Consider the following 13,228-nt stretch of genomic DNA (forward strand, 5'->3'; position numbering starts at 1 on the left):
AGTCGAGGAAGGTATGCCGGACCTGACAGCTACGTCAACCTCCTACGGCGATACGGACGAACGTTCGACATCGACGGCGATCCGCTCGAGGCAGCAGCGCGTGGAGCACCGCTCGACAAAGGTGGAGGTCGACCAGTGCCCCGACGCTGTGGGGCTACGCAGCGCGGCGACCTGGACGCTCATCGGCGTCTCTCAGGACTGCCGCGATCTCCCGTGCAACTGCCTCAGCGACAGGGGGCGGGAACGCGTTGCCGATCTGTCGATACTGAGCGGTCTTGCGGCCGGCGAACGCCCAGTCGTCGTCGAACCCCTGAATTCGGGCCGCCATGCGGACGGTGAGGCGAGGCATTTCACTGAACCCAGGCATTGGAGCGGAGTCCGCGATTCCTCGGCCGTCGACGCCCATCGCTGCCCACTCACGCCTCGCTCTCGTCGGTCCGAGGTCCGGGCCGCCATGTTTCTTCGACCCGCCAACGAGCGTCGGCGCGATGCGGCTTGCGTTGGTGCGCCAGGCATCGGCCCCTTCCCAGCCGTTCGCCGCCATCAGGTCGTGCAAGCAGTCGCCGACAGTCGGGGGCCTGACGACCGACGGCGCTGGCCACTGAAAGTTCCAGGCAAGATCAGGCGGGAGCGCTACCAGGATCGTCCTCGGACGCAGCTGGGGGACACCATAGTCAGCAGCCTGCAACAGCCGCCATGCGGGTTCGTAACCCATGCGCCGCAGCTGGTCGTCGATAGCCGCGCGGTAGGCGGTGAACTTCGGATCGAGGAGCCCCCGGACGTTCTCGAGCAGCACCGCCCGCGGCCAGCACTCGCCGACAAGCCGCAGAGCTTCGGGAAACAGGTTGCGTTCGTCGTCGGCTCCGAGTTGCTTTCCGGCCGCACTGAACGGCGGGCACGGAACACCGCCGGCCAAGAGATCGACCTTCCCTTCCCACTCCAACGCCGAGAAGCCGCGCACATCGCCCGGCGTGCCGCCGACCGGTACCGCCTCGCCTACCCGAGGCCCGATGACCTTCCACCTCGGCCGGTTGATGCGCAGAGTCTCGGCGGCGTGTGCGTCGATCTCCACAAGCACTTGATGCTCGAATCCAGCCCGCTCGACCCCGAGCGCCTGGCCTCCGGCCCCAGCGCAGATCTCGATCGAAGTTAGTTGAGTCATGGCCTTCATAGGGCTCCGCGGCGCGAATTCGCCCCCTACACCGGACGACCGCTCCCCGTTCGCGCGGCAATGCCCGCGTGGCTCTTGGGGCGCGCGAGGAATCGAGACGCCGGGAGCCGGCTCAGCCACGGGTAGGCTCGAGAAGTGCCAGTTCCTGTCCCCCCGCCCCCTGGACCGTCCGCGCGAAGCGCGAACATGCGGGCCAACAGGCGCCGCGACACGAGCCCCGAGCTCGCTGTCCGCCGGATGTTGCATCGCCAGGGATTTCGCTACCGCGTCGACTATCCGATCAAGGTCCCCGCACGAAGGTCAATCCGCTCAGACATCGTCTTTACAGGCGCCCGAATCTGTATTCGGATCCAGGGATGCTGGTGGCACGGATGCCCTGACTGCTCCAAGAAGCGCAAGCCACCCTCGGCGGGATACTGGAGTGCGAAGATTGCCCGCAACGCGGAACGTGACGCGGAGCAGCTCGCGGCCCTTAGAGCCGCCGGGTGGACCGTCCTGACCTACTGGGAGCATGAGGATCCGGCGGCCGTAGTCGCTGACATCCAGGTTCATTTGGCCGAAGCGCGTCAACGAGTCGTGTGAACAAGCCGATGACCACTCCCGCCCCATTCATCCTCACGCCGCGATGACGGGATGGTCGAGCTGCGTGCGTTCAGCGACGATTCGGACGATCCGATCGTTCTGCCCTTGGACGCGGTTGACGGCCACGCCTTCGGCGTCGCCGTAGCCGATGTCCTATCCGCGCTCGACGCGGGGACCATCCGTTGCCTCGCACGCAACTCGTGATCTCTGGCCGAACCGTCGTGATCAGCGGCACTGAGGACGGGGGACTGAGCTCGAGATCGAGCGCCCGCGGGCGTGAGAACACACGGTCGCGTCCGAGGCGCGTCCTATCTTCTCGGCGTGGATTCGCCAGCTCAACTGACCTCGGTGGAGATCTGCGCTGGAGCCGGTGGCCAAGCGCACGGACTCGAGAACGCGGGGTTCAAGCATCTCGCGCTCGTCGAGAACGACCGCTGGTGCTGCGAGACGCTTCGCGCCCGCCGGCCGTGGCGCGACCAGGTCCGGGAACTCAGCGTCAAGGAGTGGAAAGCCACGACGTTCAAGGGCCAGGTCGATCTGTTCGCTGGCGGTGTCCCTTGTCCCCCGTTCTCACGTGCCGGACGCCGGCTCGGGGCAGACGATGAGCGTGACCTGTTCCCCACCGCGATCGAGCTCATCAGCGAGTGCGAGCCGCGAGCTGTGATGCTGGAGAATGTGCGCGGGCTTCTCGCGACCGACTTCGACGACTACCGTCGTGACGTCATCGAAGGCCCTCTCAAGGAGATGGGCTACGTCCCGCGATGGAAGCTGCTCGAAGCGCGGGACTACGGAGTGCCGCAGTTGCGCCCCCGGGTTCTCCTCGTGGCCCTAAAGGAAGACGCCGATGAGCACTTCGCGTGGCCCGATCAGGATCCGGACGCGACGAGTTCCGTGGGTGAGGTCCTCCGCCGCGAGATGGGCCGCGGCGGTTGGAAGGGCGCAACGGAGTGGGCGCAACGAGCCAAGGGCATCGCTCCCACGCTCGTAGGCGGCTCCAAGAAGCACGGCGGGCCGGATCTCGGCCCCACACAGGCAAAGAAACAGTGGGCGGCGATGGGAGTCAACGGGCATCTGGTGGCTACCGAGCCGCCCGGGCCGGACTTCCCTCTCGACGGGAATCCCGTGCTCACCGTGCGCATGACGGCGATGCTGCAAGGGTTCCCGCGCGACTGGCCGTTTCAGGGAAGCAAGACCGCGGCGTACCGCCAGGTCGGCAACGCGTTCCCGCCCCCCGTCGCCGAAGCTGTCGGCAGGAAGATCCGCGCCGCGCTGATCGCCTCAGCACCAGCGGCTCTCCCGGCGGTTCTGCCGACGCGCGTCGAGCGCGGGCACGGGCGCGCAGCGGCGTAGGTTCCTGGCTTCGGCCGGGACATAGGACATAGGCATCGCGCGGCGAAGCCCGCGTGATGCCTCGTACTCCCGCTAGCGGGAAGCTCATTCCGCGCACGAAGCGACTGCGCGCCGAACCCCGGCGCGTTCCCGGGTCTGATCCGCCCGCACGCGGCGATGATTCAGAGCTCGACCGCGTGGCGGACTACATCCGTTCCGCCGACCCTGATGGCGAGAGGGTCGGCGAGGTTCTTCGCGACACCTACGACCAGCTTCTTGACGGTCAGAACACGGGTCGCTGGGATTGGCTCACGCTGCGGAAGACCGAGAAGACCCACATGGGGACTTTGGTCGAGATCAACCTGCACCGCGAGTTCGACTTCGACGACGGCGACAAGATGGACTACCGGATCGCCGGCATCGACGTCGACTGCAAGTTTTCCCAGGCCATCGGGGGCTGGGAGATGCCGCCGGAGTCTCTTGGGCACCTGTGTCTCGTCGTCTGGGCCAGCGACGATCTCGCCCGCTGGGAGGCAGGACTGATCCGGGTACGCGAACACCTCCTTCGGCCAGGCGGCAATCGCGACGCCAAGCGCCGGCTCACCGACGAGGGTGAGAGCCGCATCCTATGGCTCTACGACAAGCCTGCCCTCCCCGAGAACCTGCTCCTACACCTCGGCGAGGAAGCCCGTGAGCGGATCTTCACCGCAAGTAGTGGCCAGCGGCGCATCAACGAGCTCTTCAGGTCCGTTACCGGCAGGATCATCCGCCGGGCAGTCATCCTGACCGTCGCGATGCAAGACGACAGCTTGAAGCGTGCGCGGGACGCCCGGCTACCGAAGCATCTCGGCAGCGAGGGATACCTGGTTCTCGGTCATCAAGAACAGGACCCGCTCGTGGCCGCAGCCCTAGACCTTCCAGTACCTCGAAAGGGCGAGTTCATCAGCATCCGGGTCACTCCGCATCACGGAGAACCGTGTGCCGGCGTCGCCGAGATCAATGGAACCTTGTGGCGGGTCGCTGATCCGCACGATCCCCCCGGCGTTGCCCCGCAGCTCAGCCGTGTCTCTCGCCGGACCGCTGGCTAGAGTGCGGCAAAGTCGTGACTCCGCGCGTGCGTCCCGGATGCACGGCTTGCGTGACCCGCCGCGCCGCGATGACGGTCTTGGAGCAGGTTGGCGCCGCTGAAGTCGTCAAGCGACGAGTGGTTCCCTGAGCTTGGCACGCGCTCGCTGAAGCGCGTTGTTGACGGCGCGTACCCCGACGTGGAGCTCGTCCGCGATCTCGCGATAGGAGCAGTCCTCGGCAGCAAGCGCGAGTGACCGGCGCTCGAGTGGGGATAGCGCTGCTCCACGTCGAACAACGAGATGGAGTTGCTCCCGTGCCAGCGTCTTGGCGACCGGATCGTGATCAGGCGCCCCCGCCCACGACGTGACGCGACCACTCCGACGGTTCTTTCCGACGACCAAGCTCAGACCGCCGTGGTCCTCCAAGAACCCACCGGACCCGGCGTCCATCGACGTCGCCGAGGTCAAGATCCGATGCTTGTTGGCGCGCGCCGCGTCCACCACCATCCGCGCCTCGCGGGTCGCGCACAGCCAGGCGAAGCTGCTGAACGGCACACGACGGTTGGAATCCCATCGGCGTGTCGCGTCGATGATCGCCATACGCGCCTCTTGGGCCAGGTCCTCAGACTCGGCTCCAGGGACGAAGTACCGATGCGCGATCCTGCGCACCATGGGTTCGTACAGCTTGAGCAGCTGGTGCTGCGCGTGCGTGTCACCAGCCCCAGCGGCGGCGATGAGGCGTCGCTCGAACCCCGAGGTCGGGAGCGGTTGGGTGCGGACATCATGGGCCATGCCTTCCGACCGTAAGCTCGGGTTTTGACGATCTCGGGGGTCACCGGACGGCGGCGGCCGAGCGACGCCGAGACCTCGTGCCGGGCACGATCCGGGAGTTCGCAGCTCTCGTCTGTAGCCAGCTGCCGACCCGCCGGGTTCCCCGGTCCGAGGGCTGAACTGCAACGAGATTGCACATTCTTTGCGACGCCTCTGCACCTTCAGCACGTTTGCTGCGGCTGAGCACCGCTGGGACGCCCACAACGGAGCTACGGTCGCCTCACCCCCTCGCTACACCGATGAACGCCGACCAACATCTCGAGCTCCTGATCCTGGGGATCGCCGTCGCGACCCTCGCGCTGATCGTGCTCGCGGCAGCGGTCGCCGCGCACCGTCGCTCCGGCCGTCCCCGACCGACGATTGCCGCGGCACCCGTGTCCCGGTCTGCACCGGGGCGCGGCCGTGAACTCGGCTCCATCGAGCACTTTGCGAGGATGCTCGATCGAAGCCGGCGACTCGTCGCCGCGGAGCAACGAGTCGGACAGGAACTGGGCACGCTCCGCGGTGCCGGTTGGATGGTGGAGCGCAACGTCATCACCGGCGCGCATCGAGTGCCCTTCATCCTCCTTGGACCTGGCGGGCTGTTCGTCGTCTGCGCGACCGACGGCGCGTGGACCATGCATGACCTCGAGGCGCTCACCGCCGCCGGTGACGAGCTGCGCGCCGTCTGGCCTCACTACCACGGCCCCGTCGTCGCGACGATCTGCCTTGCGTTCGACGACGCCGAGCCGCGTTCATGGCACTCGCCGGCCGTTGCCGGCGGCTGGGTGGTCGGCATCGGGCAGCTCGCGACGTGGCTCCACGCGCGCGCCACCGACACCGGGATCTCGCCTGCGGACATCGCGACCCTGCACGCTGCTTCGGGCCCACACTGGCAGCGGAAGTCGGTGCCTCGTCTCCCTCTCGTCCGGAACATCGGCTGAGCGCCGCGATGTCAGCGCGCAAACGTCGTCGGCAGCCTCGATCACGCGGTCTATCAACGGCAATGGTGCAGCGTTCAGTGATTCCTCGCGTCCTGCCCGGATCAGTGGCAAGATGCCGAGGCGGGAGGACGATGGTGGTCTTGACGTATCGCAGGCGATGCAATTCGGCGCGGAGGTCGTTCGCGACTGCCGCCTAGGGTGTAGATGGCCGCGATCACACCGCCCACCGAGCTGGAGCGCCTCGCGCACGAGCGAGACGCACTCGTGTCGTGGCTCGCGCGCGAGTTCCCCCGCACCCTCTCCATAGAGGACGTCGAGGACATCGTGTCCGAGGCTCTCCCCACACTGGCTAGCGATCCGTCGCTGCCTCCTGGCGGGCGCCGACGGCGCGTCTACGTTCGCCGTGCGCTCGAGCGGGACGCCATTGACGAACTCCGTCGCCGGCACGGACGGGCGCTTCGTGACGGCCCTCGGCTGCAAGTCCCGCTCGAGCGCGCGGCCGCAGTCGCCGACCCCACCGCGGCGCCGGAGCACGACCTGGAGAATCAACAGGCCGCCGACGAGGGACGCGCGGTCGTCGGACGCACCATGGCCCGGCTCCGGCCCGACGACGCGGAGGTGCTCCGCCTCAAGTATCTGGAAGGGCGGACCCCTGACGAGATCGCCGCCGAGCTCCGGATCACGCGAACGCAGTACGAGCGACGACTCGCGCGCGCTGGCGCGAACGGCGTCGATGCGCTCTCCAGCGCTGAGGGCAGCTCCGTGTGCAAGCCGGTGCGACAGTTGCTCCGCGCCGATCGGCACCCCTCGCACGACGAGATCGAGCGGCTCGACGTGCATCTACTGGACTGCCTCCATTGCCGAGCGTTCGCGTTGCGCGCCAAGGGCCTCCTCGAAGCCGCGACCCTTCCCCTGATAGGCGTGCTGGAGCGAACGGCCGCGCGCGTGGGCTCGATCTTCGGCCGTGGTGGCGAGCCAGCCATGCAGGACGCGCGCGACGTGGCGATTGCAGGAGGCTCGGCCGTCGGCGCTGGCACCGCGGTCACCGTCGGCCTCGGAACGAAGATCGCGGTCAGCTGCGCGGGTGTCGCGATCGCCGCGGTCTGCGCCGGGCCGCTCGTCAGCGAGTTCGCTCCGAAGCCCGCGCCGGCGGAGCAGCGAGCGAGCGAGCAGCGCGCGTCCAAGGAGAAAACGCCTCAAGCGACGCCAGCGGCGTCTCGCGCCACACCGGTACCGACCGTGACGGTGAGTGGGCCGGCATCGACTCCCACGCCGTCGCCGACGGCCAAGCCCAAGCAGCGTGCGAAGAAGGCCAAGCCCACGGCGAAGGAGCGACGCCGCCGCGCGAGGATCGCCGCCGCGAAGGAGTTCGGCCCCGAGTCGGCGACGCCGGACGTCTCAACCAGTGCCAAGGCGTCCGCGGCGAGCGTGACCACGACATCAAGCGCGCCGCCGCCTCCACCGCCCCCGAAGCCCACAGCCGCCCCGAAGGGCCCAGCGAGTTCTTCCTTCGGCGGAGAGTTCCGCCCATGAGATCCGCGGCGCGTGGCGGATGTCGTTCGCCGCGCTCGACGGTGAGTTGCTCGCCGCTGCCGCGGACGGGCAGACGCGTCGCCGGCTGTACCTGACGTGCCGCCTGCACGTGACGCTGCCCGAGCAGGTGAACGGGCCGCCGGTCGAGGCCGTCTACGAGGACGTCGGCGAGTGCGAGGCCGGGTCGCTCGCCGGGCTGAAGGCGCTGTACTCGGACGCGCGCAAGCGGGCCGCCGTGGCCGCCGGCATCGGCGCCTACCTGTACACGGCGCTGGCCGCCGTCGTGCTGCCGCTCGGGCCCGGGCCGCGCCAGGTCGAGTGCGTGCGCCGCAGCGGCAAGAGCGACCTGCTGCTGCTCTCGGCCGAGACCGAGCGCTGGCTGCGCAACGGCTACCGCACGCGCATGGCCTCCGAGACCGTGATGGCGGACCTGGGGCGGGTCCTCTCGCACGGCGAGCCCGACGACGAGATGGGCCAGGGCGAGAGCACCGACGCCGCCGCGCACGGCACGGTTGAGGGGACCCCGACCCCGGCCGCGAGCAACGGGCACGGCGACCTCGTGACCGTCGACTTCGGCGGCCTCGGCCCGACGCCGCCGCCCGCAGCATGAGCACCGCGCGGGCGCACCTGCGTGCGCTCGCCGCGGCCGCCGGCTACGACCGCGAGACGCTGGAGCTGATCGTCGACGCCGCGTTGCCCAAGTACATCCCGGGCGAGCGGCTCGACGACACGCTGATCGGACACGTCGCCACCGCGGTCGAGGTGCTCGCGCAATGCGGCTACACCGCCGACGAGCTCGCGGAGATCATCGTCTCCTACCGGCTGCGCTTCCGCGACGGCCGCTGGCGCGGGCGGTTCTGGCACTACCAGCTGCGCGCGGCCACGTTGCGCTTCAACCAGCCGCGCGTCTACGGCCTCTCGCCGTGCGAGTCCGACCCCGCACGGCTCGCCGACTTCTCCTGACCTCTCGAAAGGAGCCACGCCCGTGTCCGCTCTCGCGGCACCGACACCGGCTGCCCGGCCGCCGACCGGCGCCGAGCTCGCCGCGCGCATCCAGATCCCGCGCCGGCTTCCCGTCCGCTACGACGGCCAGCGCCTGCAGCACCTGTCGCACTCGTCCTACACCAAGTTCCTGCTGTGCCCGGACGACTGGCGACGCCAGTACCTCAAAGGCGACCGGCCACCGCCGAGCGGGCACATGTTCCTCGGCGCCCGCGTCGACGACGCCCTCTCCACCTACTACCGCCACCAGCTCGAGCACGGCGAGCGGCTCACGCTCGACCAAGTCCACGACGCCTACCGCGATCACTGGACCCGCGAGCTCGCCGAGGAAGCCGCCAAGCAGGGCGTGCGGTTCGACCTCGAGCTCGACGAAGCCCGCGCGTTCACGCTCGGGCTCGAAGCGATCGCGCTCACCATGCGCGAACTCGTCCCGCGCCTCGGCCGGCCGGTCGCCATCCAGCGCGAACTCTCCTACACGCTCGCGCCCGGGCTCGAGTGGACCATCCAAGGCTTCCTGGACCTGGAGACGCTGCGCGCCGACGACGACAGGCCCGACGTCGTGCCGGCGATCGTCGACTACAAGGTCAAGAACACGCTGCACTCGCAGGCCAAGGCCGACCAGGACCCGCAGGCCGGCCTGTACCTCGCCGGGCGCTGGCTGAGCGGGCAGCCTGCCGAGCACTTCTGCTTCGCGCAGATCGGCAAGCCCGGCAAGCGCCGCAAGACGATGAACACCAGCCTCGTCGTCACCCGCCGCACGCCCGCGCAGCTGCGGACGACGCTGGTGCGGATCGCGCAGGCCGCGAGCCAGATCAGCGCGCTCTACGAGCGCTACGGACCCGACGATCCGTGGGGCTTCGCCGACCCCAGCGGCTGGAAGTGCTCCGCCCGCTACTGCGGCCACTACACCCGCTGCCCCGGAGGCGGCGGCATCTGAACCAACCCCAGGCGGTGTGGCCCCTCAGCCACACCGCCTGCACCCACAGAAAGGAGTGGCACCGTGTCCACCCTCACCAACCCCTGGGCGCACGCCAGCCCAACCGAACGCGACGGCCTCACCGAACGCGCGCTCGAGACCGACGCCGGCCGCCAGCTCGCTCACCGGCTCGGCGACAGCCTCGCCGGGCTCCGCGCGGACGCCCTGCTCGAGCTCGCCGCCAACCGACCGATCGATCCCAACGACGGGCGGGCCTGGATCGATCGCGACGCCCACGCGGCCGCCGTCCTGCGCCGGCACGGCCACGCCGATGTCAGCACGGCCCGACTGCAACTGCACGCGATCCGGCAGCTCATCGACGGCCAAGCCGTGCAGGACCGAGCCGCCGACACGCCCGGCGAGCACCCGCAGGTGCTGCTGATCGACCTCGACGACCCGGACGTGTGGGTCTCGCTCGCCGATCAGCGGCGCGCAGTCGCCCGACGACTCGGGCTGAACGGCGCCGTCGCCGATCAGCTCTCGCGCTGGGCGCTGGCCCACCTCGAGCAGTTCGACGCGCGAGACCTGCGCAGCTGGCGCATCGCCTCACCGACCTGGCTCGATCTCGCCGACCAGCACCTTCCCGCGGTCGCCGGCGTCGACCGGCCCGTGGGCGTGTTCCTCGCCCCCGCGCCCAGCGGCAGCTGGGAACTGACCCCAACCTTCTCACTGGACGCGCTCCGCTCGCTCGCCGCGTTCGGCGCCAGCATCGACCGCGACCTGCGCGCCGCCGCGCTGGGCACCGACGCGATCCCCGCGCTGCTCGAGGATTGGAACGGGCGCACGCTGCACGCTGGACCGCGCGAGAACGCCGACTCGGCCAAGACGCTCGTGGACGCCCTCGCACGTGAGCTCGACGAGCGCGTCGGCGCGTGCGTGCCGGAGGAGCCGCTCGATCGCTGGGGGCGCGTGCTCGTTCGCCGCGCAAGCCACACCAGCGCCGACGGCGGGGAACGCAGCGAGCTGCGACTGCGCGTGGTCACGTTCCCGAGCCGCCGGCTCCCACGCCGGCGAGTCGGGTCGGCGCCGTTGGAGGAGTACAAGGCCACGCACAGCGCGGCGATGGAGCTCGGCGAAGCCGTCCAGACGGCGATCGAACACGGGCTCCCGCTACTGCTGTCCTCCGAGGCGTCCGGCGAGCTCAAGGACAGCGTCCGGGTCGGGCGCATGAAGGGCCGCCCCGGGCTGCTGGCCATCACCACCGCCGACGGCCCGACCGCCACTACCCGACGCGTCGTGGCCGGGCAGGTGTTGCCCGAACTGCGTGCGCTCAAGTGCTCTGGCGCGGCGGTCACGCTCGACGCCGGCGCCCGCCAGCTCGCGCGCATGGTCAGCGCCCGGCCCCTGGCCGACGATCCGGTGCTGCTCGGCCGCCAACGCGAGCTGGCTGCCTTGAAGGTCGTCGGGTCCGGCGTCGACGCTTCCCAGACCGGTACCGGTAAGACCATCACCAGCGGCCGCGCGCTCGCCCATCGCGCCGCCACCACGCCTCGTTTCCGCGGCATGATCGTCGCCGAAGGCCGCCTGCTCGCCCAGTGGCGAGACGAGCTGCTCGCGGGCGCGCCGGCCCGCGGGCTCGCGCCGCTCTCACCGAACCTCGACGTGCTGATCGTCGCCGACCACGGACCAATCTCCGGACGGCTGCGACGCTTCGACCGCGACCTCGGCGACCACCCCGGCGTCGTGCTGGTGGCCAACGGCGTGCTCGACCGCCACCCCAGCGAGCTCGCCACGCTCGAATGGCACCTGCTGATCGCCGACGAGGCACTGCGCTACGCCAATCCCGCCACCGACGCCCACCAGGCCCTCGCGCAGCTGCGGATGACCTCGGTCGCCGACTGCTGGCTGCTCACCGCCACCCCGCGCGGCAAAGACGCAGAGCAGCTCGACGTGCTCGTCGGGCTCGCGCTCGGCGACGAGGCGATGATCCGCGAGCGCCTGAACACCCGCGAAGCCGGCGACCTGCTCGACGAGCTCAACGCCCACCGCCTGCGCGTGAACTACGGCCCGCACCTCGTGCGCGTCACCCGCCAGGACATGCAGGCCTGGATGCCCGACGTCCGCCCCGCGCAGCCGCTGGCTCTGGAAGCCGACGCCGCGCTTGTCGAGCTGCTGGAAGCGATCCGCCACGGCGGACGCGAGGCCTACCGCCGCCTGCTCGATCTGCTGCGAGAGCTACGGGAGCTCGAGCCGGGCAGCCCGATCTACAAGCAGGCGCTCGCGGAGATCGCCCGCGTCCAAGGTGTCGTGCTCGGCAACGTCGGCGTCTACGTCGACGCCTCCGTCGACCCCGAGACGCTGACGCACTCCAAGGCCGCGCTCGCCCAAGCGCTCTGCCGCCAAGGGCTCGTGGCCGAGGCCATGCGCGGCGGCGGCGATGGACTGCCGCTACTGCGCGGCGTGACCGCCCAGACCCTCGCCGGGATCGCCGGCGAAGAGCAAGTGCTCGTGTTCGCCGAACGCGTCCGCTGCCTGCGCCAACTCGCCGCGACACTGCGCGACCGGCATGGTGTCGAGGCGCACGTCGCCGACGGCTCACTCACCGGCCGCGACTTCGAGACGCTCAAGCACCGCTTCACCGCGGGCGAGTTCCCGATCCTGTGCCTCTCCCGCGTCGGCCAGGAAGGCCACAACCTCCAGAACGCCTCCGTGCTCTGCCACCTCGACCTGCCCTGGCTCCCATCCGGCCTCGAGCAACGCGTCGGCCGCGCCGCCCGCCCCGGCGCCGTCCGCGGCTGGGTCCAGACATACATCCCCTACATCCGCGACGCCGGCATCGCCCACATCGTCTCGATCCTCTCCCCACGCGGCGGCGAACACCACCAAGTCTGGACTCCTACGAAGGCGTCGCCGCCGTGGACTCCACGATCGCCACCCAACTTGGCCAGATCACCGGTCAAATCGCCGAGCGCAAGGACGCCACTGGCTACGCCGGCACGGCGGCGAAGCTTCGCGTGGCCGCCAGTGTCTTCGGCATCGAACCGGTCGATTCGTCCCGCAGTTAGCTGCGCGCGCACTCCGCTTCGTTGCTTCTCCGCTTCGCGGCCGCGCGACGCACATCGAACGTCGCGTCGAACGTATCGACATTGACCACATCAATCGTGTAGCGAGTCTGCGCTGCTCGAACGACGAAGACATCGCCAGCGGCTACGACCGTCCACTCAGTGCAGTCGACGCCGGAGGCTCGCACCACGAGCCGAGTGATGAAGTCCTGCAGACCGCCGTCCAGCTCATCGTATTCGGTGGCGCGCACAGTTATCCGCAGGCGTCCACCGAACACGGACGCGCGTGTTCCCTGCGGGACCTTGACCCGGACGTTGGCGTTCATCGTCGGCGTCGGGGAGACCGCTGGAGTTGACGAGGACATTGGAGTTGCGGTTAGTGCGGGTTCGTCCGTCGAGCTCGGCGTCTGCGTGACGGACGGTGACGCGGTCGCGTTCCGCCTCGCGGCGTTCGTGGCGTTTGGCTCTGATCCGGCACCGGTCGCCAGTGCGACGAGGAACACGAGCCCGGCAGATACGGCGACGACAGCACTGACAACGAGGCGCCGGTCGCGATGCGCCACTTCGACTTGGCGATAGCGCGTGTACGCGTACGCGGCTGAAAGCACCAGCACGGCAGCAGGAGCGCCCTTGGCAACTGGAGCGCTGACGAGGATCGCAACCGCGCCAGCAAGCGAACCCAAGGCGGTCAAGAACTCGGCGTTCGTATTGGACTGAGTGTTCAACACGAACAAGCGTATGAGCCCGCGAGCCGCACTGCACCCGGTTCGTGAAGCCGCGAACTATCGGGGCTGACGTTCCCAAACGACCCA

At 69.5% G+C, this 13,228-nt stretch carries 13 protein-coding genes; 10 read left to right on the forward strand and 3 right to left on the reverse strand.

The features are described from left to right. Window positions 1–154: 154 nt before the first annotated feature. Window positions 155–1,162, reverse strand: coding sequence for a DNA cytosine methyltransferase (locus OJ962_RS21470; protein ID WP_407697532.1), 1,008 nt, complete (start codon window positions 1,160–1,162; stop codon window positions 155–157). Between the two features lie 144 nt (window positions 1,163–1,306). Between OJ962_RS21470 and OJ962_RS34505 the strand changes: the two genes are divergently transcribed. The 4 genes from OJ962_RS34505 to OJ962_RS21485 all read left to right on the forward strand — a co-directional run bounded on the left by OJ962_RS34505 (window position 1,307) and on the right by OJ962_RS21485 (window position 4,170). Beyond that, window positions 1,307–1,753 carry a very short patch repair endonuclease gene (locus tag OJ962_RS34505; RefSeq protein ID WP_407697531.1) on the forward strand — a complete coding sequence of 149 codons (447 nt, stop codon included), beginning with the start codon at window positions 1,307–1,309 and terminating at the stop codon, window positions 1,751–1,753. A 51-nt stretch (window positions 1,754–1,804) separates the two neighbouring features. Beyond that, window positions 1,805–1,957: a hypothetical protein gene (locus OJ962_RS21475; protein ID WP_202955986.1), complete on the forward strand. Its 153-nt coding sequence runs from the start codon at window positions 1,805–1,807 to the stop codon at window positions 1,955–1,957. Between the two features lie 117 nt (window positions 1,958–2,074). Continuing rightward, window positions 2,075–3,103, forward strand: coding sequence for a DNA cytosine methyltransferase (locus OJ962_RS21480; RefSeq protein ID WP_202955985.1), 1,029 nt, complete (start codon window positions 2,075–2,077; stop codon window positions 3,101–3,103). 176 nt (window positions 3,104–3,279) lie between these two features. Next, entirely contained in the window at window positions 3,280–4,170 is an 891-nt protein-coding gene (locus tag OJ962_RS21485) for a NaeI family type II restriction endonuclease (RefSeq protein ID WP_202955984.1), read from the forward strand. A gap of 105 nt (window positions 4,171–4,275) precedes the next feature. Here the strand turns inward: OJ962_RS21485 and OJ962_RS21490 are convergent, their stop codons facing one another. Further along, window positions 4,276–4,941 (reverse strand): sigma-70 family RNA polymerase sigma factor, encoded by a 666-nt coding sequence (locus OJ962_RS21490; RefSeq protein WP_202955983.1) that lies wholly within the window; start codon window positions 4,939–4,941, stop codon window positions 4,276–4,278. 278 nt (window positions 4,942–5,219) lie between these two features. On the opposite strand from OJ962_RS21490, the gene OJ962_RS21495 reads away from it, so the two are divergent. From OJ962_RS21495 to OJ962_RS21520, 6 genes are all read left to right on the forward strand, one after another. Then, window positions 5,220–5,903, forward strand: a complete 684-nt coding sequence (locus tag OJ962_RS21495; protein ID WP_202955982.1) for a hypothetical protein — start codon at window positions 5,220–5,222, stop codon at window positions 5,901–5,903. A 204-nt stretch (window positions 5,904–6,107) separates the two neighbouring features. Beyond that, a complete protein-coding gene (locus OJ962_RS21500; RefSeq protein WP_202955981.1) occupies window positions 6,108–7,436 on the forward strand; it encodes a sigma-70 family RNA polymerase sigma factor in 1,329 nt (442 codons plus the stop codon). 19 nt (window positions 7,437–7,455) lie between these two features. Beyond that, a complete protein-coding gene (locus OJ962_RS21505; RefSeq protein WP_202955980.1) occupies window positions 7,456–8,046 on the forward strand; it encodes a hypothetical protein in 591 nt (196 codons plus the stop codon). Further along, window positions 8,043–8,399, forward strand: a complete 357-nt coding sequence (locus OJ962_RS21510) for a hypothetical protein (protein ID WP_202955979.1) — start codon at window positions 8,043–8,045, stop codon at window positions 8,397–8,399. The genes OJ962_RS21505 and OJ962_RS21510 overlap by 4 nt, the downstream gene beginning before the upstream one ends. Before the next feature lie 22 nt (window positions 8,400–8,421). Beyond that, window positions 8,422–9,375: a PD-(D/E)XK nuclease family protein gene (locus OJ962_RS21515; RefSeq protein WP_202955978.1), complete on the forward strand. Its 954-nt coding sequence runs from the start codon at window positions 8,422–8,424 to the stop codon at window positions 9,373–9,375. 63 nt (window positions 9,376–9,438) lie between these two features. Next, window positions 9,439–12,504 carry a helicase-related protein gene (locus OJ962_RS21520; RefSeq protein WP_202955977.1) on the forward strand — a complete coding sequence of 1,022 codons (3,066 nt, stop codon included), beginning with the start codon at window positions 9,439–9,441 and terminating at the stop codon, window positions 12,502–12,504. On the opposite strand, the gene OJ962_RS21525 is transcribed toward OJ962_RS21520, so the two are convergent. Next, the gene (locus OJ962_RS21525; protein ID WP_202955976.1) at window positions 12,416–13,141 is read right to left on the reverse strand and encodes a hypothetical protein; all 726 of its coding nucleotides are present in this window, start codon (window positions 13,139–13,141) and stop codon (window positions 12,416–12,418) included. The genes OJ962_RS21520 and OJ962_RS21525 overlap by 89 nt on opposite strands. Window positions 13,142–13,228: the final 87 nt, after the last annotated feature.

The sequence above is a fragment of the Solirubrobacter deserti genome, from assembly GCF_027587175.1.
Taxonomy (GTDB): domain Bacteria; phylum Actinomycetota; class Thermoleophilia; order Solirubrobacterales; family Solirubrobacteraceae; genus Solirubrobacter; species Solirubrobacter deserti.

Coding starts and splice junctions, on each gene's coding strand:
- OJ962_RS21510 (WP_202955979.1), top strand. CDS start 8,043: ATGAGCACCGCGCGGGCGCACCTGCGTGCGCTCGCCGCGGCCGCCGGC.
- OJ962_RS21490 (WP_202955983.1), bottom strand. CDS start 4,941: ATGGCCCATGATGTCCGCACCCAACCGCTCCCGACCTCGGGGTTCGAG.
- OJ962_RS21475 (WP_202955986.1), top strand. CDS start 1,805: ATGGTCGAGCTGCGTGCGTTCAGCGACGATTCGGACGATCCGATCGTT.
- OJ962_RS21505 (WP_202955980.1), top strand. CDS start 7,456: ATGTCGTTCGCCGCGCTCGACGGTGAGTTGCTCGCCGCTGCCGCGGAC.
- OJ962_RS21495 (WP_202955982.1), top strand. CDS start 5,220: ATGAACGCCGACCAACATCTCGAGCTCCTGATCCTGGGGATCGCCGTC.
- OJ962_RS21500 (WP_202955981.1), top strand. CDS start 6,108: ATGGCCGCGATCACACCGCCCACCGAGCTGGAGCGCCTCGCGCACGAG.
- OJ962_RS21470 (WP_407697532.1), bottom strand. CDS start 1,162: ATGACTCAACTAACTTCGATCGAGATCTGCGCTGGGGCCGGAGGCCAG.